Annotated in this window: 19 protein-coding genes and 1 pseudogene; 7 read left to right on the forward strand and 13 right to left on the reverse strand. The window is 61.7% G+C overall.

Going from position 1 to position 18,664, the window contains the following annotated elements:
* Window positions 1-30 precede the first annotated feature (30 nt).
* The 4 genes from gshA to HKD46_RS03480 are packed head-to-tail and all read right to left on the reverse strand — an operon-like array spanning window position 31 to window position 5,935.
* Entirely contained in the window at window positions 31-1,629 is a 1,599-nt protein-coding gene (gene gshA / locus HKD46_RS03465) for a glutamate--cysteine ligase (protein ID WP_113978522.1), read from the reverse strand.
* Window positions 1,630-1,687: 58 nt separating this feature from the next.
* Entirely contained in the window at window positions 1,688-4,501 is a 2,814-nt protein-coding gene (locus HKD46_RS03470) for a pitrilysin family protein (protein WP_171864913.1), read from the reverse strand.
* A gap of 25 nt (window positions 4,502-4,526) precedes the next feature.
* Window positions 4,527-4,964 (reverse strand): YqaA family protein, encoded by a 438-nt coding sequence (locus HKD46_RS03475; RefSeq protein WP_029313803.1) that lies wholly within the window; start codon window positions 4,962-4,964, stop codon window positions 4,527-4,529.
* Window positions 4,961-5,935, reverse strand: coding sequence for an NADP-dependent oxidoreductase (locus tag HKD46_RS03480; RefSeq protein WP_171864914.1), 975 nt, complete (start codon window positions 5,933-5,935; stop codon window positions 4,961-4,963). The genes HKD46_RS03475 and HKD46_RS03480 overlap by 4 nt, the downstream gene beginning before the upstream one ends.
* Before the next feature lie 56 nt (window positions 5,936-5,991).
* Between HKD46_RS03480 and HKD46_RS03485 the strand changes: the two genes are divergently transcribed.
* Together HKD46_RS03485 and fos are read left to right on the forward strand one after the other, a co-directional pair.
* A complete protein-coding gene (locus HKD46_RS03485; protein WP_005308905.1) occupies window positions 5,992-6,159 on the forward strand; it encodes a hypothetical protein in 168 nt (55 codons plus the stop codon).
* A 29-nt stretch (window positions 6,160-6,188) separates the two neighbouring features.
* On the forward strand, window positions 6,189-6,590 hold the full coding sequence (fos, locus tag HKD46_RS03490) for a fosfomycin resistance glutathione transferase (protein WP_171864915.1): 402 nt from the start codon (window positions 6,189-6,191) through the stop codon (window positions 6,588-6,590).
* Between the two features lie 7 nt (window positions 6,591-6,597).
* Here the strand turns inward: fos and HKD46_RS03495 are convergent, their stop codons facing one another.
* A complete protein-coding gene (locus HKD46_RS03495; RefSeq protein ID WP_171864916.1) occupies window positions 6,598-7,593 on the reverse strand; it encodes a Preprotein translocase subunit SecY in 996 nt (331 codons plus the stop codon).
* Window positions 7,594-7,839: 246 nt separating this feature from the next.
* Here HKD46_RS03495 and HKD46_RS03500 point away from each other — a divergent pair, with 246 nt between their 5' ends.
* Together HKD46_RS03500 and HKD46_RS21280 are read left to right on the forward strand one after the other, a co-directional pair.
* Window positions 7,840-8,118 carry a hypothetical protein gene (locus tag HKD46_RS03500; protein WP_171864917.1) on the forward strand — a complete coding sequence of 93 codons (279 nt, stop codon included), beginning with the start codon at window positions 7,840-7,842 and terminating at the stop codon, window positions 8,116-8,118.
* Window positions 8,119-8,143: 25 nt separating this feature from the next.
* Window positions 8,144-8,487: pseudogene (locus tag HKD46_RS21280) on the forward strand (hypothetical protein).
* A gap of 54 nt (window positions 8,488-8,541) precedes the next feature.
* Here the strand turns inward: HKD46_RS21280 and HKD46_RS03505 are convergent.
* The 4 genes from HKD46_RS03505 to rpsF form a co-directional block, all read right to left on the reverse strand.
* Entirely contained in the window at window positions 8,542-9,285 is a 744-nt protein-coding gene (locus HKD46_RS03505) for a ferredoxin--NADP reductase (protein WP_041210971.1), read from the reverse strand.
* A 101-nt stretch (window positions 9,286-9,386) separates the two neighbouring features.
* Window positions 9,387-9,833: a 50S ribosomal protein L9 gene (gene rplI / locus HKD46_RS03510; RefSeq protein WP_010673120.1), complete on the reverse strand. Its 447-nt coding sequence runs from the start codon at window positions 9,831-9,833 to the stop codon at window positions 9,387-9,389.
* A gap of 52 nt (window positions 9,834-9,885) precedes the next feature.
* A complete protein-coding gene (rpsR, locus tag HKD46_RS03515) occupies window positions 9,886-10,116 on the reverse strand; it encodes a 30S ribosomal protein S18 (protein WP_005313392.1) in 231 nt (76 codons plus the stop codon).
* A gap of 32 nt (window positions 10,117-10,148) precedes the next feature.
* A complete protein-coding gene (rpsF, locus tag HKD46_RS03520; protein WP_005331771.1) occupies window positions 10,149-10,535 on the reverse strand; it encodes a 30S ribosomal protein S6 in 387 nt (128 codons plus the stop codon).
* 236 nt (window positions 10,536-10,771) lie between these two features.
* Here rpsF and HKD46_RS03525 point away from each other — a divergent pair, with 236 nt between their 5' ends.
* Complete coding sequence (locus HKD46_RS03525; RefSeq protein ID WP_171864918.1) at window positions 10,772-11,995, forward strand: Nramp family divalent metal transporter; 1,224 nt, start codon at window positions 10,772-10,774, stop codon at window positions 11,993-11,995.
* A 100-nt stretch (window positions 11,996-12,095) separates the two neighbouring features.
* Window positions 12,096-12,944 carry a hypothetical protein gene (locus HKD46_RS03530; RefSeq protein WP_113978532.1) on the forward strand — a complete coding sequence of 283 codons (849 nt, stop codon included), beginning with the start codon at window positions 12,096-12,098 and terminating at the stop codon, window positions 12,942-12,944.
* Window positions 12,945-13,131: 187 nt separating this feature from the next.
* On the opposite strand, the gene HKD46_RS03535 is transcribed toward HKD46_RS03530, so the two are convergent.
* From HKD46_RS03535 to rnr, 4 genes are all read right to left on the reverse strand, one after another.
* Window positions 13,132-13,587, reverse strand: a complete 456-nt coding sequence (locus tag HKD46_RS03535; RefSeq protein WP_171864919.1) for a GNAT family N-acetyltransferase — start codon at window positions 13,585-13,587, stop codon at window positions 13,132-13,134.
* A gap of 151 nt (window positions 13,588-13,738) precedes the next feature.
* Window positions 13,739-14,308, reverse strand: coding sequence for a Crp/Fnr family transcriptional regulator (locus tag HKD46_RS03540; RefSeq protein ID WP_171864920.1), 570 nt, complete (start codon window positions 14,306-14,308; stop codon window positions 13,739-13,741).
* Window positions 14,309-14,315: 7 nt separating this feature from the next.
* On the reverse strand, window positions 14,316-15,065 hold the full coding sequence (rlmB, locus tag HKD46_RS03545; protein WP_041214488.1) for a 23S rRNA (guanosine(2251)-2'-O)-methyltransferase RlmB: 750 nt from the start codon (window positions 15,063-15,065) through the stop codon (window positions 14,316-14,318).
* Window positions 15,062-17,455 (reverse strand): ribonuclease R, encoded by a 2,394-nt coding sequence (rnr, locus tag HKD46_RS03550; protein WP_010673114.1) that lies wholly within the window; start codon window positions 17,453-17,455, stop codon window positions 15,062-15,064. Before rnr ends, rlmB begins: the two co-directional genes overlap by 4 nt.
* Window positions 17,456-17,588: 133 nt before the next feature.
* Between rnr and HKD46_RS03555 the strand changes: the two genes are divergently transcribed.
* Window positions 17,589-18,611 (forward strand): GGDEF domain-containing protein, encoded by a 1,023-nt coding sequence (locus HKD46_RS03555; RefSeq protein WP_010673113.1) that lies wholly within the window; start codon window positions 17,589-17,591, stop codon window positions 18,609-18,611.
* Window positions 18,612-18,664: the final 53 nt, after the last annotated feature.

Here is an 18,664-nt window from a genome sequence, read left to right on the forward strand (position 1 = left end):
GGAGCGGCTTTCGTCATCCTGGCGGCATCCTCAGGCCGTGGTCTGGCGGGTACCGAAATAGTCAGCCAGGAAGTCGTCGAACGACAGGCTGTCACTGCGTTCCCGCTCCCGCTGCTTGGCCAGGGAGTCCCGTGCCTCGCCGGCAAAATAGGCCTCGTCCCAGTACTGCAGCTCACCGGCCAGCATCTCTTCCCGGTAGCGGCTCGCCAGCGCATCGCCGAAGCAGCCGTTGTCCTGGCCGCTTGAAAGCAACTGCTTGAGCAGGCGGGCGGAGTAGGTCTGCTCGGGGTCGAGCAGCTTCTCACGGTGCATCGCCAGCGTCTCGCGATAGCGGTTGCGACCACAGCAGCGGTCCAGCAGCGCAGCGACCTCGGCCAACTCGTCGAACAGCTTGAGGCCGTACTCCTTGAGGCCGATGGCATTGCCCTGCTCATCTTCAAGCGTCAGGCCGGGGCGACGCCCCTCCAGCACCACCTTGTTCTGGTTACGGCGGTTGCGGGCAACCTCGTCATCCGAGAGCACGGGGGACGGGCGCAACAGGCACCAGACCAGGAAGAGATCGAAGAAGCGGATCTGATCCACCTCGATACCGAACGGGGTAAAGGGATTGACGTCCACCGTGCGCAGCTCGATGTATTCGATGCCGCGCTGCTCCAGCGCATCCGAGGGCTTCTCGCCGCTGCGGGGGGTGCGCTTGGGGCGGATCGGCGCGTAGAGCTCGTTCTCCAGCTGCAGCACGTTGTCGTTGAGCTGGCGGTACTCGCCGTTCACCTTGACCCCTATCCTGGCGAAGTCGGGGTCATGGGTATTGATGGCCCGGCGCAGACTGCTCACATAGGCCGGCAGGCTGTCATGACTGATCTTGAGCCCCGCCTGGGCGCTGTTGGTGTAACCGAGATCGGACAGGCGCAGAGCCGTGGCATAGGGCAGGTAAAGGGTGCCCTTGCCGGTTTTCTGGAACGGCAGGCTGCTCTTGCGCCCCTTGAGGAAGGAGTCGCAGATGGCAGGAGACGCGCCGAACAGATAGGGCACCAGCCAGCCGAAGCGGTAGACGTTGCGAATAAGCCCCATGTACTTGTCGGAGATGAAGCGCTGGCTGCAGCAGCCCTCTCCCACCAGATCCTGCCACTCGCACCAGAAGCTGTCCGGCATGGAGAAGTTGAAGTGCACCCCGGCGATCACCTGCATCAGGCTGCCGTAGCGGTTCTTCAGCCCCTGGCGATAGAGGGTCTTCATCCGTCCGATGTTGGAACTGCCGTACTGGGCCAGGCGGATGCTCTCCTCGTCACCGACGAAGCAGGGCATGGAGAGGGGCCAGATCCGCTCCTCTCCCAGATGATGAATGGTGTGGCGGTGAATGTCGCCGAGCTGCTCGATCAGGCTCTCGATGGAGTCGGTGGCCGGCGTGATGAACTCCAGCAGGCTCTCGGAGTAATCGGTGGTGATGTTGGCATGGGTCAGGGCCGACCCCAGGCTTCTGGGGTGATCGGTCTGGGCCAGGGTCCCTTCGGGGGTGATGCGCAGACATTCGCGCTCGATCCCGCGCCGGATCCCCTTGAGGGCGGTCACCCGTTCCGGGGTGCCCAGCGCAGCCAGCAACTCGGTGAGCGACAAGCTAGTAGTAGTCATATTCACGGCTCATGTGTGGCCGCCCCACCCGGGGCGGCACTTATTGTTGCGACGCCCCTCAGGGCAGTTGCAGTGGATAGATGGGAAGATGAAGCTCGCTCAGGGGTTTTTCAAGCTTTTGCTTGTCTCCCACCACCACAATCACCATCTCGGCCGGATCCAGCCAGCGGGCTGCACTGGCCTTCAGCGTCTCGGGTGACACCGTTTTGATCAGGTTGTTCTGGGCCTGCACATAGTCCGGCTTCAGGTCGTACATGATCATCTGCAGCAGGAAGCCAGCCTTCTGCCCCAGGGTCTCGTAGGAGAGCGCATCCTGCTGGGAGACGGCGCTGCGCATGTAGGCCAGCTCCACCGGGGTCGGCCCGCTCTTGCGGTAGCCGTCCATCTCCTTGAGGAACTGGCGGATGGCATCCACGGTCGCATCGGTGCGCACATTGGCGCCGGTCGCGAAGATACCCGCCTCGCGGTTGGCCTGGAAGCCCGAGCTGGCACCATAGGTGTAGCCCTTGTCTTCCCGCAGGTTGAGGTTGATGCGGCTGTTGAAGTTGCCACCCAGGTTGAAGTTCATCAGGTTGGCGATGAAATAGTCTCCCGTGGTGTCAAACGGCATGGCGCGGCGGCCGATGCGGATCACCGACTGGGGGGCTCCCGGCTTGTCCACCAGATAGATGCCTGGCTTGGCCTGCTCTCCCCCGGGCTTGAGATCCCCCAGGGTCGGGGCGGCCCCCTGCCACTGGGTCAGGAAGGCGAGACCGGATTCCACCTGCTGGGCAGTCACATCACCTGTCACCACCACCTTGGCATTGGTCGGATTGTAATAGGCCTCATAGAAGCGCTTCACATCCGCCAGGGTCAGCTTCTCCACGTCAGCCAGCACCCCGTCAGAGGGTTGGCCGAGGCGGTTCTGCTTGCCATAGACCAGTTCGCGGAACGCCTGACCCGCCAGCCACTCGGGTTGCTGCTCGCTCTGTTTCATGCCTTGCAGCATCTGGGTCTTGAGCCGCTCGAAGTCCGCTTCCCGCAGGCCGGGTTGCAGCAGCACTTCCCGCACCAGCGCCAGGGTTTCGGGCAGCTTGTCCGCCAGACTGCTGATGGTGATGAGGTTGTTGTACTGGGCGCTGGAGACGCTGATGCTGGCGCCGAGTTTTTGCAGCTCGTCGCTCAGCTCGGCCTCGGAGAGGCGCGTCGTCCCCTGCTCCAGCATGGCGGCGGTGAGGCTGGCCAGCCCCAGCTCTCCCTTGCCTTCGGCCCGGATGCCACCCGGAAGGGCGATCATGATGGAGACGGCCGGGATCTCGTCGCTGTGGGTGCCGATGATATCGATCCCCTTGTCGAGCTTGCCACGCCAGATGGCGGGCACCTTGACGCTCACCGCATCGGCCGCCTTGGGCTGCACGCTGCGATCGAAGTCATCTTTCACCGGCCGCTCGGCCAGCACCTTGTCATGCTTGCTGTAATCCGGCAGCTCCCGCTTGGCGGGAGTGAAGTTCGGGGTCGCGGCCTGCCAGTCGCTCTTGCCCTTGGGCACCACGCTCAGCACCACGGCAGGCTTGTTCTGGATGAACTTGTCGTAGGCAGCCTTGACGTCAGACCCCTTGACCCGGGCAATGGCATCCAGATTCTTGAACACGTAGTCGGGATCCCGGGCCAGCACCTGCCCCATGGCAAGCTGGCTGACCTTGCCCTCGATGCTGTCGAGTCCCCAGATGGCGGACGCGCGATAGCTGCTGATGGCCTTCTCCAGATCTGCGGGCTTGATGCCGCGCTGGGCGAACTCGCTGATCACCTTGTCCACCTCGCCCTTGAGGGTCTTGAGGCTGCCATCCGCCGCCGGATTGGGGTAGGCATAGACCGTCAGGGTACAGGCAAGCTCTTCGCAGGAGTGGGAGGCACCCGCCTCGATGGCCTTGCCGGTTTTCACCAGGGACTGGTAGAGCATGGAGCTGGCAGAGCCCCCCAGCACATCGGCAAAGATGTCCAGCGCCGGCTCCTGCGGGTCACCCAGGGAGACGGTCGGGTAGCTGATATACAGGAGCGGTAGATGCACCTTGTCTTCCAGCGTCACGTAGCGGGTTGCCGGTAGGGTGGCAGGCTGAGGCGTCGGTTCGGCCACGTCCGGACCGCGCGGGATGGAACCGAAGTACTGCTCAATCCAGGCCAGCGCCTGCTTGGTATCAAAGTCGCCGCCCAGGGTCAGGGTCGCATTGTTGGGGCCGTACCAGCGCAGGAAGAACTGCTTGAGGTCGTTGACGTCGACCCGGTCGAGATCCTCCACATAACCGATGGGTTGCCAGGAGTAGGGGTGGGTGCGCGGATAGAGTGCCTCCCCCACCCGCTCGCCCACCAGGCCATAAGGCTGGTTGTCGATGCGCTGGGCCCGTTCGTTCTTGACGGTGGCGCGCTGGATCTCGAACTTCTTCTGGCTCACCGCATCGAGCAGGAAGCCCATGCGATCCGCCTCCAGCCAGAGCACCTTCTCCAGTTGATTGGCCGGCACGGTTTCGTAGTAGTTGGTACGGTCCTTGTTGGTGGTGCCGTTCATGTCACCGCCCGCCTCGTTGATGATCCGCATGTGTTCCTGATCACCAACGTGCTTGGAGCCCTGGAACATCATGTGCTCGAAGAAGTGGGCAAAGCCCGACTTGCCCACGGTTTCCCGGGAGGAGCCGACGTGATAGGTGACGTCCAGATGCACCAGGGGATCGGAGTGGTCGGGGGCCAGGATCACGGTCAAACCGTTGTCCAGCTTGTACATCTGGTAGGGAATGCCGAGCTTGCCCTCTTGTTTGACCTGCTCGGACACCAGGGTCGGGGCCGCCAGCACGGGAAGGGAGAAGCCCAGCAGCATGCTTAATGGAATGAGTTTGTTCACGGGTACCTCGTGAGTGACAAAAGGGCTAGAAGATCTGACTGGCCAGCAGAAACACCAGGGCATAACGAAGCAATTTGCCGAGCCCGATCAAGATGAGGGAGCGCCAGAAGGAGAGGCGCAGCCAACCAGCCAGCAGACAGAGACCATCGCCGACCACAGGCGTCCAGGCAAGCAGTAGACACCAGTGGCCATGACGTTTGAGCCAACCAAGGGCTTTTTGTTCCCCACGGCCTTGAAAATCTTCCGGTTTTTTCTTGTGGGTGGCGAGCCAGCCGAGCCACCAGGTGGTCATGGAACCCAGGGTATTGCCCAGCGTCGCCCAGAAAAGCAGGCTGGTCATGCTCCACTCCCCCTTGACCGCCATGGCGCCCAGCAGCACTTCCGAGCTGCCGGGCAACAGGGTGGCGGAGGTGAAGGCACTCAGAAACAGCCCTCCCAGCCCCATCCCGGTGAAGTCTATCATCCGGGCTGGCCGTCTGCGGCGGACATGCGCAGCAACAGCTTGCCGCGCACATGGCCCTGCTCGATGGCCTGATGGGCCAGCGCCCCTTCTGCCAGCGTGTATTCACCGGAGACAGTGATCTTCACCTCCCCCTGGCGAAGCAGCGTCAGCATCTGGGTCAGCTGCGTTCGATCGGGATGGACCAGCATGCCGACAACCTCGACGCCAAGCTCGGCCCCCGCGTCCTTGATCTGCTGGGCCGTGATGGTGGGGACCGTCACCAGACGGCCGCCCGGCTTGACGCAGGCCAGCGCCGCCTTGCCGCTCTCGCCACCCACCAGATCCAGCACCAGATCGAACGGACCATCGGTGATCGCTTCGGTGCACCACCCGGCCTGGTGGTAATCCACCATCCGGCTCGCCCCGAGACTATGAAGGAAGCTGTGATTGTCGCCGCTTGCCGTGGCAACCACGTGGGCACCATAGGCGGCGGCAAACTGCACCGCCAGGTGGCCGACGCCACCGGCACCGGCCAGGATCAGTACCCGTTGCCCCGACTGCAGGCCACCGTGCTCCAGCAGCCCCTGCCAGGCGGTGAGACCCGCCAGCGGTAGGGCCGCTCCCTGCCTGAGGCTCACCCCATCGAGCTTGACCAGCTCCTCCTCGCGGGCCACCACGGATTCGGCATATGCACCGGCGGCGAGGGGGAAACCCACCATGCCGCACACCTGATCCCCCTCGGCCAGGGAGGTCACGCTGGGCCCCACCTTTTCCACCACGCCGGCCACGTCATAACCCGGCGTCCAGGGCAGGTTGTCCTTGTTCTGGGCGGCCGCCCAGCCGAGACCGGCCCGGGTCTTGGCATCGATGGGGTTGACCCCCGCAAAGCAGATGCGCACCCGGACCTCTCCCTCCGCGGGCACCTTGTCCAGGGAAGGGTTGAGCCTGAGTACCGAGGGGTCGCCGAATGCGGTAATCTGTAGCTGCGTCATTGCACAATCCATCCTGTTGATTGATCAAGGGTCAACAGAATAACAGCGAGGACACCATGGCTCGAATGTTTCTTATTCCTCTGTTGCTGGCCCTGGGGTGGTGGGCGTTTCTGCTCTACTTCCGCATCCCGCTCAAACAGGGGGCCAAGGGCTTTTACTGGATCATCGGCATCGGCGGCGGGCTTGCCGCCTTCCTCAGCCTGATGATGGTGCTCACTCACTAGGGTTCAGGGACAAGGGGGAAGAAGAGAAGATGCTGCATGGACTGAACCATCTCACGCTGGCAACCGGCGATCTCGACAGCAGCGTTGCCTTTTATGTCGACTTGCTGGGATGTCGCCCCAGGGTGAGATGGGCACGGGGAGCCTATCTCACCCTCGGCGATCTCTGGCTCTGTCTCTCCTGCGATCCTCCCCAACCGGCCAGAGATTACAGTCATGTCGCGTTTGGCATCTCGCCTGAACAGTTTTCAGCCTTCTGCGCCCGTCTGCGCGCGGCGGGCGTCGTGGAGTGGAAGAAGAACAGCAGCGAAGGGGATTCACTCTATCTGCTGGATCCCGACGGGCACCGGCTGGAAATCCATGCAGGCAACCTGGATAGCCGGCTCGCCTCCCTCAGACAGCAACCCTATGAGGGTCTTATCTGGTTCGACTGAGCCGGATTCACCCCTGCTCGGCACGAAGATGGTAGTGACGATTGCTACCCTGCCCCAGCACGCCCTGCGCCAGCAGATGCTGGAACACCCGGTCCACCTCCTCCAGAGACAGTGACAATGCCTCTGCCACCTTGCGTTTGCTGCATTTGAGCTCGCCGCTCTCCAGCGCGCCGCGCACCTGGGCGACCACGGCTGGCTCGGGCACCGGTCTGCTGAGCGCTGACGGCTCCGGGGTCGACGCTGCGACCCGGGCCTCGGCTTGCGCCTTCTCCCGTTGCCACATCCATTGACGGCGGAAGCGGTTCTCCTCACCGATCAGGCTGACGAAAAAGGCACCAAATGCATCGAGCAGGATAGACAGGAAGCAGACCAGCAGGAACTGCACCTGGCCGATGCTCATGCCCACCCCGTCCGCCAGACTGCTCATCAGCCCCAGCATGGAGGACTGCTCCCCCAGCGGCTTGGCGTCCCGCTCCTGGCGCAGCTCGTCCTGACGCAGCCTGAGCTTGGTGTTGGCCTGCTGCAGACCGCTGACGCCGCTCGAGATACGCGCCATCTCGATGTATTTGCGGGCCGCCTCTTCGTTGAGCTGGATCTGCCGCTCTATGCTGGCTATCTGCTCGTCGAAACGGGCTATCTCCCGCTCGTGACGCGCCTGCTGGCTCAGGATGGTGTTGGTGGCGCTGTTGATGCCGCCGATACTGCCCCCGATGGAGATGGCGGCCAGCACGCTGTAGAACAGCAGCGACCAGAAGGCGCCGCCCAGATCCCGCCTCGCCTTGCACTCGCCGTACTCGTACCAGACGTAGAACTTGCCCAGCTCGAAGATGATGGCCAGCCCGCCGAACAGCCACTTCATCAGGGGGTTTTCGTCGATGGAGAGAAACAGCAGCAGGGAGAAGACGATGGAAGCCAGAATGGCCAGCCCGGTAAAACTGTAGACAGTCGTGAGGGCGAACCATCCCTTGGGGTAGCGCAATACGGCGCAAGCCTGAGTAGTCATGATGAAACGGGAAACATCTGCAGGAAAAGTTGGCTGCCGATTATAGTCGCCACTCCCCCGGAGAGAAGGGCAAATCCCCGAATTCCCGCCGATGGACGATCAGCTGCCCAGAGTGCGACCAAAACGTGCAAATCGGCAGCAGAAAAACACTACAATCGACCCCGAACCTGAAGGACATCTGCGGTTATGCTCGGGTTAAGCCCGCCGCATTACACTCATTTCCACCGAACACGACTCGAGGACATCATGAACAGAACGACGGCTTTGTTGCTCTCTCTTTTTCTGATCACCGGTAGCGCCCTGGCACAGGACGATGGGAGCCAGACCTTCTCCGTGGATGCGCTGACCTTCAATCTGGACTGGAATGACACGCAGTTTGACTGGTCCCAGAGCAACTGCTTCGATCTCGGGAGCGGTGACACGGCCGCCGCCGACTGCAAGAGGGTCAACCTCAATCTGGAGGACGAGCCGCAGCGCAACCAGCCCCCCAGCACCAACCAGATCAGCACGCAACCGGATCAATGATCCCCCTGACAGGAGCCTTGATACGATGACCCACATGACCATGACTTCCCACGGCGCACTGCTGCTCTCCCTGCTTCTGGTTCAGGGAATGGCCTTTGCTGCCCCCCTTCCAAACACGATGACGACATCCGGATCTCCACCGACCGGGGCCGGGTAAGCCTGGATTGGGACGACAAGGAGTACGAGTGGTGGCAACACAACTGCCTGGATGTCAGCACCCGGACCAGCCGCATCCAGCTCAACTGCGACAACATGGATGGCAAATACCGCGACCATTACAACCGCAGCATTCACAGTGGCAACAACCCGGGTCAGGGCCATGACAAGCCCAGGAACAAGCACGGCGGCAACGGCCACCAAAAACACTGACCAGCATGCCCATGGACATGGTTGAGGGGCCTGTGGCCCCTGGAATCTTTTCCCCTACCAGTAGTTTTCCATGCTGATATTGCCGGGAGCGCGACGCAGGTTCTTGGCAAGCCCCAGCCCGAGCAGGGTCTGCTGAGTCTCTTTCACCATGGCGGGGTTGCCGCAGATCATCACCTGGCTCAACTCGGGGGAGAAGTTCAGCCCCACCCTTGCCTGCAAGCTGCCATCGACGATGGCTGCCGGGATACGCCCTGCCATCGCCCCCGGCCAGGTCTCACGACTGACGAAGGGAACATAGCGAAAACGCTCGCCATGCTGCTCGGCAAAACTGGCGATAAGCGGCTGATAGCTGAGCTCTTCCCCTTTTCTCACCCCATGTACCAGCACCAGATGCTCGAAGCGGTCGAAGACCTGTCCTTCTGCCAGCATGGCGAGGAAGGGGCCGATGGCGGTGCCGGTTGAGAGCAGCCAGAGATCCCGTCCCGGGGGAATCTCATCCAGGGTCAGAAAACCGGTGGCCTGGGACTGCACCAGCAGGCCGTCGCCCACCTGCAGGGAACCGAGAGAGGGACTCAGCTCACCGCCGGGGATCTCCACCAGATAGAATTCGTGATAGGGCGTGCCGGGAGGATTGACGAAGGAATAGGCACGCTGGACTCGACGCTCGCCCTGCTCCAGGGCCAGCTTGGTGAATTGACCCGCCTTGTAGGGGGCAAGTTCCGCCTCCACACGCAGGGAGAGCAGGGTGGGTGTCCACTCGATGCGCTCGATGACCCGACCTTCAACCCAGGCAGCCATAAAGGTTCTCCTCCAGAGGAACAGACCTTCACTTTACCCCTTGATCTGAAAATAAAAAACCCGCGCATGTGCGCGGGTTTTTCTGCAAGAGCGGAACGCTATTACAGAGCAACAACCTGGATTTGTACGGTTGCTTTGACGTCAGCGTGCAGCTGAACAACAACTTCGTACTCACCGGTGTTACGCAGAACGTTGCCCATGCGGACTTCGCTCTTGGCAACGGCTACGCCGGCAGCAGTGATGGCTTCAGCCACGTCACGGGTACCGATGGAACCGAACAGCTTGCCTTCGTCGCCAGACTTGGAGGCGATGACAACGGCAGCCAGCTCACCCAGCTTGGCAGCGCGCTCTTCGGCAGCAGCCTTGTTGGCAGCCAGTTTGGCTTCCAGCTCAGCGCGACGAGCACCGAAGGCTTCGATGTTGGCCTTGGTGGCCATAACAGCTTTGCCTTGCGGGATCAGGTAGTTACGGGCATAACCAGCTTTTACGGAAACTTGGTCACCCAGACCGCCCAGTTTGGCGATCTTATCGAGCAGGATAACTTGCATTACCTTTCCTCTATAAATTTCGTTGAGTTAGGCGTAAGCGCCGGGCCGATTCTTACTTGTTGTGCAGATCGGTGTACGGCAGCAGAGCCAGGTAACGAGCACGCTTGATGGCGCGTGCCAGCTGACGCTGATACTTGGCGCGGGTACCGGTGATACGGCTCGGTACGATCTTGCCAGATTCAGTGACGTAGTTTTTCAGAGTAACGATATCTTTGTAGTCGATCTCGGTAACGTTCTCGGCGGTGAAGCGGCAGAACTTACGACGACGGAAATAACGTGCCATGGCCTTTATCCTCTAATGCGGTGATCTAAGAATTACTCTTCGGAAGACGCTTCAACAGCATCTTCGCGACGCTCGTCGTCACGACGGGTGAAGCGCTCTTCCTTGGCCTTGGCCATCGGAGAAACTTCAGTCACGGCGTGCTTGGTGCGCATGATCATGTTGCGGATAACGGCATCGTTGAAGCGGAAGTTGGTTTCCAGCTCATCGATAACGGCCTGTTCAGCTTCTACGTTCATCAGAACGTAGTGAGCCTTGTGCAGCTTGTCGATCGGGTAAGCCAGTTGACGACGGCCCCAATCTTCCAGGCGATGAATGGTACCACCAGCGGTGGTGATAGCGCCGGTGTAACGCTCGATCATGCCAGGTACTTGCTCGCTCTGGTCCGGATGAACCATGAAGACGATTTCGTAATGACGCATTTTAGCTCCTTACGGATTAATTCAGCCTCCGCCCAGGTGCAGCCAGACCTCGGAGGCAAGGAACATAGTGATGTTTAGACGCTGCTTTCTAGGGCGGCGTATTGTACGAAATCACCTCTCCCACTGCAACTGGCGAAGCAAGATGTTTTTCTCGATGAGCCCGATACAAAACTTTAATTGATAACAATTATCATTTAGATCCATACTCTCCTCATATCCCCACGGAGGATGACAGTATGCAACCTGTGCTCACCACGGCCATCCCGGCCCGCAAATTCAAGCTGACCCTGCTCGGCCCCGCCTTCATCGCCGCCATCGGTTATATCGACCCGGGCAATTTTGCGACCAACATCCAGGCCGGCTCCACCTTCGGCTATCAACTGCTGTGGGTAGTGGTGTGGGCCAATCTGATGGCCATGCTGGTGCAGACCCTCTCGGCCAAGCTCGGTATCGTCACTGGCAAGAACCTGGCGGAACACATTCGTGATCGTCTGCCCAGGCCCGCAGTCTGGGCCTATTGGGTGCAGGCCGAGATCATCGCCATGGCCACCGATCTGGCGGAATTCATCGGTGCTGCGGTCGGCTTCAAGCTGCTGCTCGGGGTCACCCTGCTGGAAGGGGCCGGCATCACCGCCGTGGTCACCTGGGGGATCCTGATGCTGCAATCCCGCGGCCAGAAACCGCTGGAGTTCGTGGTGGGGGGCCTGCTGCTGTTCGTGGCCGCAGCCTACATCGTCGAGCTGATCTTCTCGCGCCCCCATCTGCCGAGTCTGCTGGAAGGGGCACTCTTCCCCGGTCTCCCCAATGGTGATGCTGTCTATCTTGCCGCCGGCGTGCTTGGTGCCACCGTGATGCCCCATGTCATCTATCTCCACTCGGCCCTGACCCAGCACACCCAGGAGCAGGGCACGGTGACCCAGCGACTGCACAGCACCCGGGTCGACGTGGCCATCGCCATGACCATCGCCGGCTTCGTCAACCTGGCCATGATGGCCATGGCGGCTGCCGCCTTCCACAGCTCCGGCAACCAGCAGGTAGCCGAGCTGGAATCGGCCTACCAGACCCTCACGCCCCTGCTGGGACCGGCAGCCGCCACCCTGTTCGGCCTCTCCCTGGTCGCCTCCGGCATCTCCTCCACCGTGGTGGGAACGCTGGCGGGGCAAGTGGTGATGCAGGGCTTCGTGCGCTTCACCATTCCGCTCTGGCTGCGCCGAGCCATCACCATGGCTCCCGCCTTCGTGGTGATCGCCATGGGTCTCAACACCACTGAAATCCTGGTGTTGAGCCAGGTAGTGCTGAGCTTCGGCATCGCCCTCGCCCTTATTCCGCTGCTGATCCTGACCGGTGATCGCGCCCTGATGGGGGCACATCGCAATCACCCCGTCACCCAGGCCGTAGGGCGCCTCATCGTCGCCCTGGTGATCGGCCTCAATGCCTATCTGCTGGTCACCACCCTCTAACGCCATCTTGAGGCTCATTGACCCGGGTTGATGAGCCTTTTCGCACTTTCGCGTATGCTGCCCCTTTCCCTTCTCATCATCTCGTTGCGGGAGCCCTGCCATGGAACATACCCGAGCCAGCTTCGTACTGGGCCACCATCAGGAACAGGCCAGCGTCGTCTGTTGCAAACAGGGGGATCCGACCCTGCTGGTCACCGACCTCACCCCCTTTCATCCCCAGAGCCACCTCTGGCCCGATCAACCCGGTGACGTGGGCACTGTGCGCTGGGAAGGGGGGGAAGCGGCCGTGGGCCCCTGCCGCATGGGCGCCATCAGTCCCGAGGGCGAGCTGTTCGTGGATACGGAGATTCCGGTCAAGCGAGGGGTGGATGGGTGGGCTTTCGTGGTGGTGCATCCCCTCGCCGGTTCCCATCACCTTGCCATTGGCTCGCCTGTGGAACTGACAGTGGATGCCGAGGCACGCCATGCCCTGAGCCTGGGCCACAGCGCCTGCCACCTGGTGGCACTGGCCCTCAATCGGGCGCTCACGCCCTATTGGCGAAAGGAGACAAGCGAGCTGGACGCTCTCGGGCAGCCGGATTTCGACCGCCTCGCCACCCAGCACTCCCGGGTCGAGCCCAGAGGATCAAAGGAGCAGTACCGGATCGGCAAGAGCCTTCGAAAAAAGGGAATTAACAGCGAGGCACTGCTGGCCGACCTCGACAGGATAGCGATCCAGGTCAACGAGCAGCTGATGCGCTGGCTCAAAGAAGGAGGCGAGATCCGCCGCAGCCGGGCCGGTGATGCCATCATCGATTCCCGCTACTGGCATGGCATGGTGGACGGTCGGGAGATCACCATTCCCTGTGGCGGCACCCATGTGGGCACTCTGACCGAGTTGGGCCAGGTTCAGGTGACGCTGGCCTCCAGTGAAGAGGGATTTACCCTCACCACCCGGGTCACCCCCTGAACCACCCCAGCCCTCCTGATGCCGCACCGCCCTGACCGGGGCGGTGTCCCGACAGAGAGACCGCAGGCAGATCAGCGCGGCGGTATCTCACCCCGGGCTGACGACCACATGGCCACGGGGTAGCAAAAAACCATGCGATGCACCACGGGTGAGGGGCCACTTGCCCCTTTCCTGGCGCCTGACGGCGTCAGGCAGGCTCCCTTCGCATCCCCATGTGAGGGATGTCATCTTCCAGATACCCTTCCCCTTCGGCCACGAAACCATGCTGGCCGTAAAAACCTTGCAGGTGGGCCTGTGCACCGAGCCAGATGCTGTGTGCAGGCCAGCGTGTCTCGCACTCTCTGACCGCTTGCGCCAGCAGGCGGTGACCCAGTCCGCCCCCCCGCAACTTGGGAGAGGTGACCACGCGGCCGATGGCGGCGCCGCTGTCATCACCAATGCCGGGTGCCATGATGCGGGCATAGGCCGCCAGGTGAGCACCCTCACGACCGAGCAGATGCAGCACGCCGTCACGGCGATCCAGACCGTCCAGATCCTGGAAGGGACAGGTCTGCTCCACCACGAACACCTCGGCGCGCAGGGCAAGCAGCTCATACAATTCATCCGTGGTCAGCTCGGACCAGGATTTCATACTCCAGTTCATGAATGACTCCTGTTTAATGGGGTCTGACAGCATAATCTTGCCCCCGACGAGGGGCATTAACCTTGGTTAAGTTGCCCCCCTTCTCATCCAATGCGGACATGGCCAGCAAAGAGCCGATCTCTGCCCAGGTTCATCGGCAATCCCTTCTGGCTCAACCCTGATCGCGCGTTTTCAGCCGCCTGCGGATGCGGCTCAGGCTGATGGGGGTGATCCCCAGATAGGCGGCAATCTGGTGATCCGGAACCCTGGCATCCAGCGCGGGGAAGCTTCGCAGAAAATGCTGATAGCGCGCCTCTGGGCCCCCGGTCAGCAGCAACAACTCTTTCTCCTCCTTGATGCGCAGTTGCACTTCAAGGAGATGGTGATACCAGGCGGGCCAGCAAGGGAGTCGGCGCAGATCCGCCAGCGGAAGAAGCTGCAGCCGGCAAGGCTCCAGCGCCTCCACGCTGTAGCGGGCGGGCTCACCACTGAGCAGGTGGTGGAAGTCGAGAAACTCGTCCCCCTCCCAATAGAACTCCTTGATGTACTCGCGGCCATCCGCCAGCACCACCCTGGCCCGCAGCAACCCCTCCTCCACTCTGACCAGCAGCGCCGGACTGTCACCGGCATGCCAGAGGCAGGTGCGAGGGGGCAAGGTCAGGGAGCGGACAAAAGAGAGGAGGCGCTCGGCCTCCTGCTCATCTGCAACCCGTTCCCAGACAAAGGGGGGTCTGTCGGTCATCGTCTTGTCAGACGCGGCGCTGGCGCACGGCTTCGAACAGGCAGACACCGCTCGCCACCGAGACGTTGAGGCTGGATACTGCCCCCGCCATCGGGATGCTCACCAGCTCGTCGCAATGTTCGCGGGTCAGGCGGCGCATCCCCTTGCCTTCGGCCCCCATCACCAGCGCCATGGGGCCGGTGAGTTTGGCCTGATAGAGATCGTGATCCGCCTCACCGGCGGTACCCACGATCCAGACGCCGCGCTCCTGCAGCTCGCGCAGGCTGCGGGCCAGGTTGGTGACCTGGATGAGCGGCACCACTTCGGCGGCGCCACAGGCGACCTTGCGCACCACGGACGTGAGGCCTGTGGCCTTGTCCCGCGGCACGATCACCGCATGCACCCCGGCCGCATCGGCACTGCGCAGACAGGCGCCGAGATTGTGCGGATCGGTCACCCCGTCCAGTACCAGCAGGAAGGGCGCTGTCTCTTGCGCCGCCAGACCGTCCAGCAGGCTGGCCAGGTCGTGCTCGGCCAGCTTGGGCGCTTCAATCACCTTGGCCATGATGCCCTGGTGATTGTTGCCTTCCGCCTTGTCATCCAGCGTCTTGCGGTTCACGCTCTGCACCCTGATACCGAGGGACTCCAGCTCGGCCAGCAGGGGATGCAGCCGCTCGTCATCGCGGCCCTTGAGAGCCCACACCTCGATGAAGCGCTCGGGGGTACGCTCCAGCAGCGCGGAGACGGCGTGAATGCCGTAGATCAGTTCAGTACTCATTTAGTGCTCTTGGCCTTGTCGCGAGCCTTTTTGCTCGGTCGTCTGTTGCTGGGCTTGGCACGGCCACCCTTGTCGGATTTGCCGCTCTCCTTGCCCTCTTTGCGTTTCTCGTGGCGCTGGGCGCTCTTGGCCTTCTCTTTCTTGATCTCGGCCTGCTTGCGCGCCATCTCCTTGGCGTTCTTGCCGGTGGCCTTGAGGGGCTCTTCCACCATCACGAAGTCGATCTTGCGATCGTCCAGGTTCACGCCCATCACCTTGACCCGCACCTTGTCGCCTAAACGGTAGCGACGGCGGAAGTTCTCGCCGATCAGCTGCTGGTGCAGGGGGTCGAACTGGTAGTAGTCGTTGGTGAGGGTGCTGACGTGCACCAGACCGTCGATGTGGATCTCCGCCAGACGCACGAAGAAACCAAAACCGGTGACGCTGGCGATGACGCCGTCAAACTCGTCACCCACGTGATCCAGCATGTACTCGCACTTGAGCCAGTCTGCCACGTCGCGGGTGGCATCATCGGCACGGCGCTCCGTCATGGAGCAGTGCTCGCCCATGGGGTCCACTTCTTCCAGCTGGTAGTGGTAGCCACCGCTCGGAGTCCACTTGTGACGCAGGTTGCCCTGCTGCTCCTTGGCGGTCTGGTACTTGATCGCCCGGTGCAGGATGAGATCCGGGTAGCGACGGATCGGCGAGGTGAAGTGAGCGTAGGACTTCAGGGCCAAGCCGAAGTGACCGATGTTGTCGGCCTGATAGATGGCCTGACGCATGGAGCGCAGCAGCATGGTGGAGAGCAGTTCCGCATCCGGGCGCCCTTCGAATTTGGCGGCCAGGTCGGCAAAGTCCTTCGGCTCGGGCTCCAGGCCCCCCTTGAGCTCCAGACCCAGTTCGGCCAGGAAGTCACGGAAGCCGGTCAGACGCTCCTCGCCCGGACGGTCGTGCACCCGGAACAGGGCGGCGGCCTCGTTCTTCTCGATGTAGCGGGCGGCTGCCACGTTCGCCTGGATCATGCACTCTTCGATGATCTTGTGGGCGTCATTGCGCACCAGCGGTACGATACGGTCGATCTTGCGCTGGGCGTTGAAGATGAAGCGGGTCTCCTCGCTTTCGAACTCCACCGCACCGCGTTGATGACGGGCATGCTTGAGCGCCTTGTAGAGGTTGCTCAGCTCCTCGATGTGGCCCACCAGCGGATCATACTGCTGACGCAGCTTGGGATCCCCGTCCAGGATCGCCGCTACCTTGGTGTAGGTCAGGCGAGCGTGGGAGTTCATTACCGCTTCGTAGAACTTGTAGCCGGACATGCGACCGGCGGCGGAGATGGTCATCTCGCACACCATGCAGAGCCGGTCGACCTGCGGGTTCAGGGAACACAGACCGTTGGAGAGCACCTCCGGCAGCATGGGCACCACGAACTCGGGGAAATAGACCGAGTTGCCGCGCTGATAGGCTTCGGTGTCGAGGGCCGTGCCCGGTTTCACATAGGCAGAAACGTCGGCAATAGCGACCCACAGGCGCCAGCCGCCTCCGCGCTTGGCTTCACAGAAGACGGCGTCATCGAAGTCACGGGCATCTTCCCCGTCGATGGTCACCAGCGGCAGGGCGCGCAGGTCGATGCGACCCTCTTTGGCCTTCTCCGGCACCTGCTCGCCGAGACCGGCGACCTCTTTGGTCACCTCTTCCGGCCAGGTGTGCGGAATGCCGTGGGTACGCAGGGCGATCTCGATCTCCATACCGGGCGCCATGTTCTCACCCAGGACTTCCAAGACGGTACCGACCGCATTGAAGCGGGCAGTGGCGCGCTGGTTGATGCGCACGACCACGACCTGGCTCTGGCGAGCCCCCTTGTTCTCCCCTTCCGGGATGATGATGTCCTGGCCAATGCGGCTGTCATCGGGTACCACGAAACCGACGCCGTTCTCGACGAAGTAACGACCGACGATGTCCGCCTCGCGGGATTTGAGCAGGCGCACCAGACGCGCTTCCTGACGACCCTTGCGATCGATCTCGGTCGGCTGCACCAGGGCATAGTCGCCATGCATCAGGCGCTGCATCTCGCGGTTGTTCAGGAAGAGATCCGCTCCACCACCCTCGGGGCGCAGAAAACCGAATCCATCTTTGTGGCCAAGCACATAGCCTTTGACCAGATTCAGGCGATCCGGCAGGGCGTAACATTGGTTGCGGGTGAACACGAGCTGCCCGTCGCGCTCCATGGCGCGCAGACGACGTCGCAAGGCTTCCAACGGCTCTTCATCGGTCAGCTTGAGGACCTTGGCCAGCTCTTCCCGGGACATGGGTTTCTCATGGCCCTTGATGAGCTCCAGCAGCATCTCGCGACTGGCGATGGGGTTTTCGTATTTTTCGGCCTCGCGTTGGAGGAAAGGATCTTTTTGAGACATAAGCAGGCCTTAGGGTAGGTAATAACGCAGACATTATATCGGAGGGGGGAGCTAATGGCATCCATCGACTGCCTTTTGGCCATTCTCTCTGTCATACTGGACACAGTTTGCAGGTATGTGAGACTCGGAACTCATGAGCAAGGACTCGTTCGCCCAATCTGCCGCCTATTTGAAACAGGCGGTTCCCCTGATGATCAAGTATCAAATTCCCACCACGCCGAACAACTATCACCTTTGGTACAGCTATGTCTCCGGCGACATGCCCGAACTCAACCATGCCGTCGATCAGGCGATAAAACAACAGGGGACCTTCTCCCTGACCACCTGTGAGCGTCTCTACCACCAGCACCTTGCGGCTCAGGACGAGCAGCAGATCGAGGCGATGAAACTCAATCTGGCGGCCATGGCCAGCGAGCTGAGTCACTCGATGCAGGATGCCATCTCCGATACCGGGCTGTTTCAGGAGATGCTCGACAAGAGTTTCGACAAGCTGAGCAAGATAGACGACGAGGGGCTCAGCCTGGAAGACACCATGGGGATCCTGCGGGATCTCGTGCGCGAGTCGCGTGACGTACGCATGTCCACCCTCCACTTTCGCAACCAGCTCAGCAGCGCCGAGAAAGAGATAAAGGAGCTGAAACAGGCCCTGAACGAGACGAGGAAGCTGGCCACCGAGGACCCGCTCACGTCTCTGCTCAATCGACGCGCCTTCGATCTCGAGATGGACAGCCTCATCCGTAGCAAGCAACCCTTCTCCCTGATCCTGACCGATATCGATCGCTTCAAGAACTTCAACGACGAATACGGACATCTGCTGGGGGACCAGGTGCTGCGCATCGTCGGCAAGCGCCTGCGAGAGGCCAGCAAGGAGGGCATAACCGCCTATCGTCTGGGGGGTGAGGAGTTTGCCCTCTTGGTGCCAAACCGCGCCCTGGCGCTGACCCGCCAGATGGCCGAGAGCCTGCGTCGCGTCATCGAGCGGATGTCGATTCTGGATCGCAAATCCGGGCGACGCATCGATCACATCACCGCCTCGTTCGGCGTGGGGGAATACATCCCCCAGGAGACGGCAGACACCCTGATCGAGCGTACCGACAAGCTGCTCTACAAGGCCAAGGAGCTGGGACGCAATCGGGTGATGCCACTGCCCTCCTGATCCCACCAGATGCAAAAAGGCCGGTCATTGACCGGCCTTTTTCATGCTTCCCT

The organism is Aeromonas sp. TW 6, assembly GCF_013168745.1.
GTDB lineage: Bacteria > Pseudomonadota > Gammaproteobacteria > Enterobacterales > Aeromonadaceae > Aeromonas > Aeromonas caviae.

What these genes read in the sequence shown, in the direction of transcription:
- gshA (WP_113978522.1), bottom strand. Translation starts at nt 1,629, where the DNA reads ATGACTACTACTAGCTTGTCGCTCACCGAGTTGCTGGCTGCGCTGGGC.
- HKD46_RS03475 (WP_029313803.1), bottom strand. Translation starts at nt 4,964, where the DNA reads ATGATAGACTTCACCGGGATGGGGCTGGGAGGGCTGTTTCTGAGTGCC.
- HKD46_RS03480 (WP_171864914.1), bottom strand. Translation starts at nt 5,935, where the DNA reads ATGACGCAGCTACAGATTACCGCATTCGGCGACCCCTCGGTACTCAGG.
- HKD46_RS03485 (WP_005308905.1), top strand. Translation starts at nt 5,992, where the DNA reads ATGGCTCGAATGTTTCTTATTCCTCTGTTGCTGGCCCTGGGGTGGTGG.
- fos (WP_171864915.1), top strand. Translation starts at nt 6,189, where the DNA reads ATGCTGCATGGACTGAACCATCTCACGCTGGCAACCGGCGATCTCGAC.
- HKD46_RS03495 (WP_171864916.1), bottom strand. Translation starts at nt 7,593, where the DNA reads ATGACTACTCAGGCTTGCGCCGTATTGCGCTACCCCAAGGGATGGTTC.
- HKD46_RS03500 (WP_171864917.1), top strand. Translation starts at nt 7,840, where the DNA reads ATGAACAGAACGACGGCTTTGTTGCTCTCTCTTTTTCTGATCACCGGT.
- HKD46_RS03505 (WP_041210971.1), bottom strand. Translation starts at nt 9,285, where the DNA reads ATGGCTGCCTGGGTTGAAGGTCGGGTCATCGAGCGCATCGAGTGGACA.
- rplI (WP_010673120.1), bottom strand. Translation starts at nt 9,833, where the DNA reads ATGCAAGTTATCCTGCTCGATAAGATCGCCAAACTGGGCGGTCTGGGT.
- rpsR (WP_005313392.1), bottom strand. Translation starts at nt 10,116, where the DNA reads ATGGCACGTTATTTCCGTCGTCGTAAGTTCTGCCGCTTCACCGCCGAG.
- rpsF (WP_005331771.1), bottom strand. Translation starts at nt 10,535, where the DNA reads ATGCGTCATTACGAAATCGTCTTCATGGTTCATCCGGACCAGAGCGAG.
- HKD46_RS03525 (WP_171864918.1), top strand. Translation starts at nt 10,772, where the DNA reads ATGCAACCTGTGCTCACCACGGCCATCCCGGCCCGCAAATTCAAGCTG.
- HKD46_RS03530 (WP_113978532.1), top strand. Translation starts at nt 12,096, where the DNA reads ATGGAACATACCCGAGCCAGCTTCGTACTGGGCCACCATCAGGAACAG.
- HKD46_RS03535 (WP_171864919.1), bottom strand. Translation starts at nt 13,587, where the DNA reads ATGAACTGGAGTATGAAATCCTGGTCCGAGCTGACCACGGATGAATTG.
- HKD46_RS03540 (WP_171864920.1), bottom strand. Translation starts at nt 14,308, where the DNA reads ATGACCGACAGACCCCCCTTTGTCTGGGAACGGGTTGCAGATGAGCAG.
- rlmB (WP_041214488.1), bottom strand. Translation starts at nt 15,065, where the DNA reads ATGAGTACTGAACTGATCTACGGCATTCACGCCGTCTCCGCGCTGCTG.
- rnr (WP_010673114.1), bottom strand. Translation starts at nt 17,455, where the DNA reads ATGTCTCAAAAAGATCCTTTCCTCCAACGCGAGGCCGAAAAATACGAA.
- HKD46_RS03555 (WP_010673113.1), top strand. Translation starts at nt 17,589, where the DNA reads ATGAGCAAGGACTCGTTCGCCCAATCTGCCGCCTATTTGAAACAGGCG.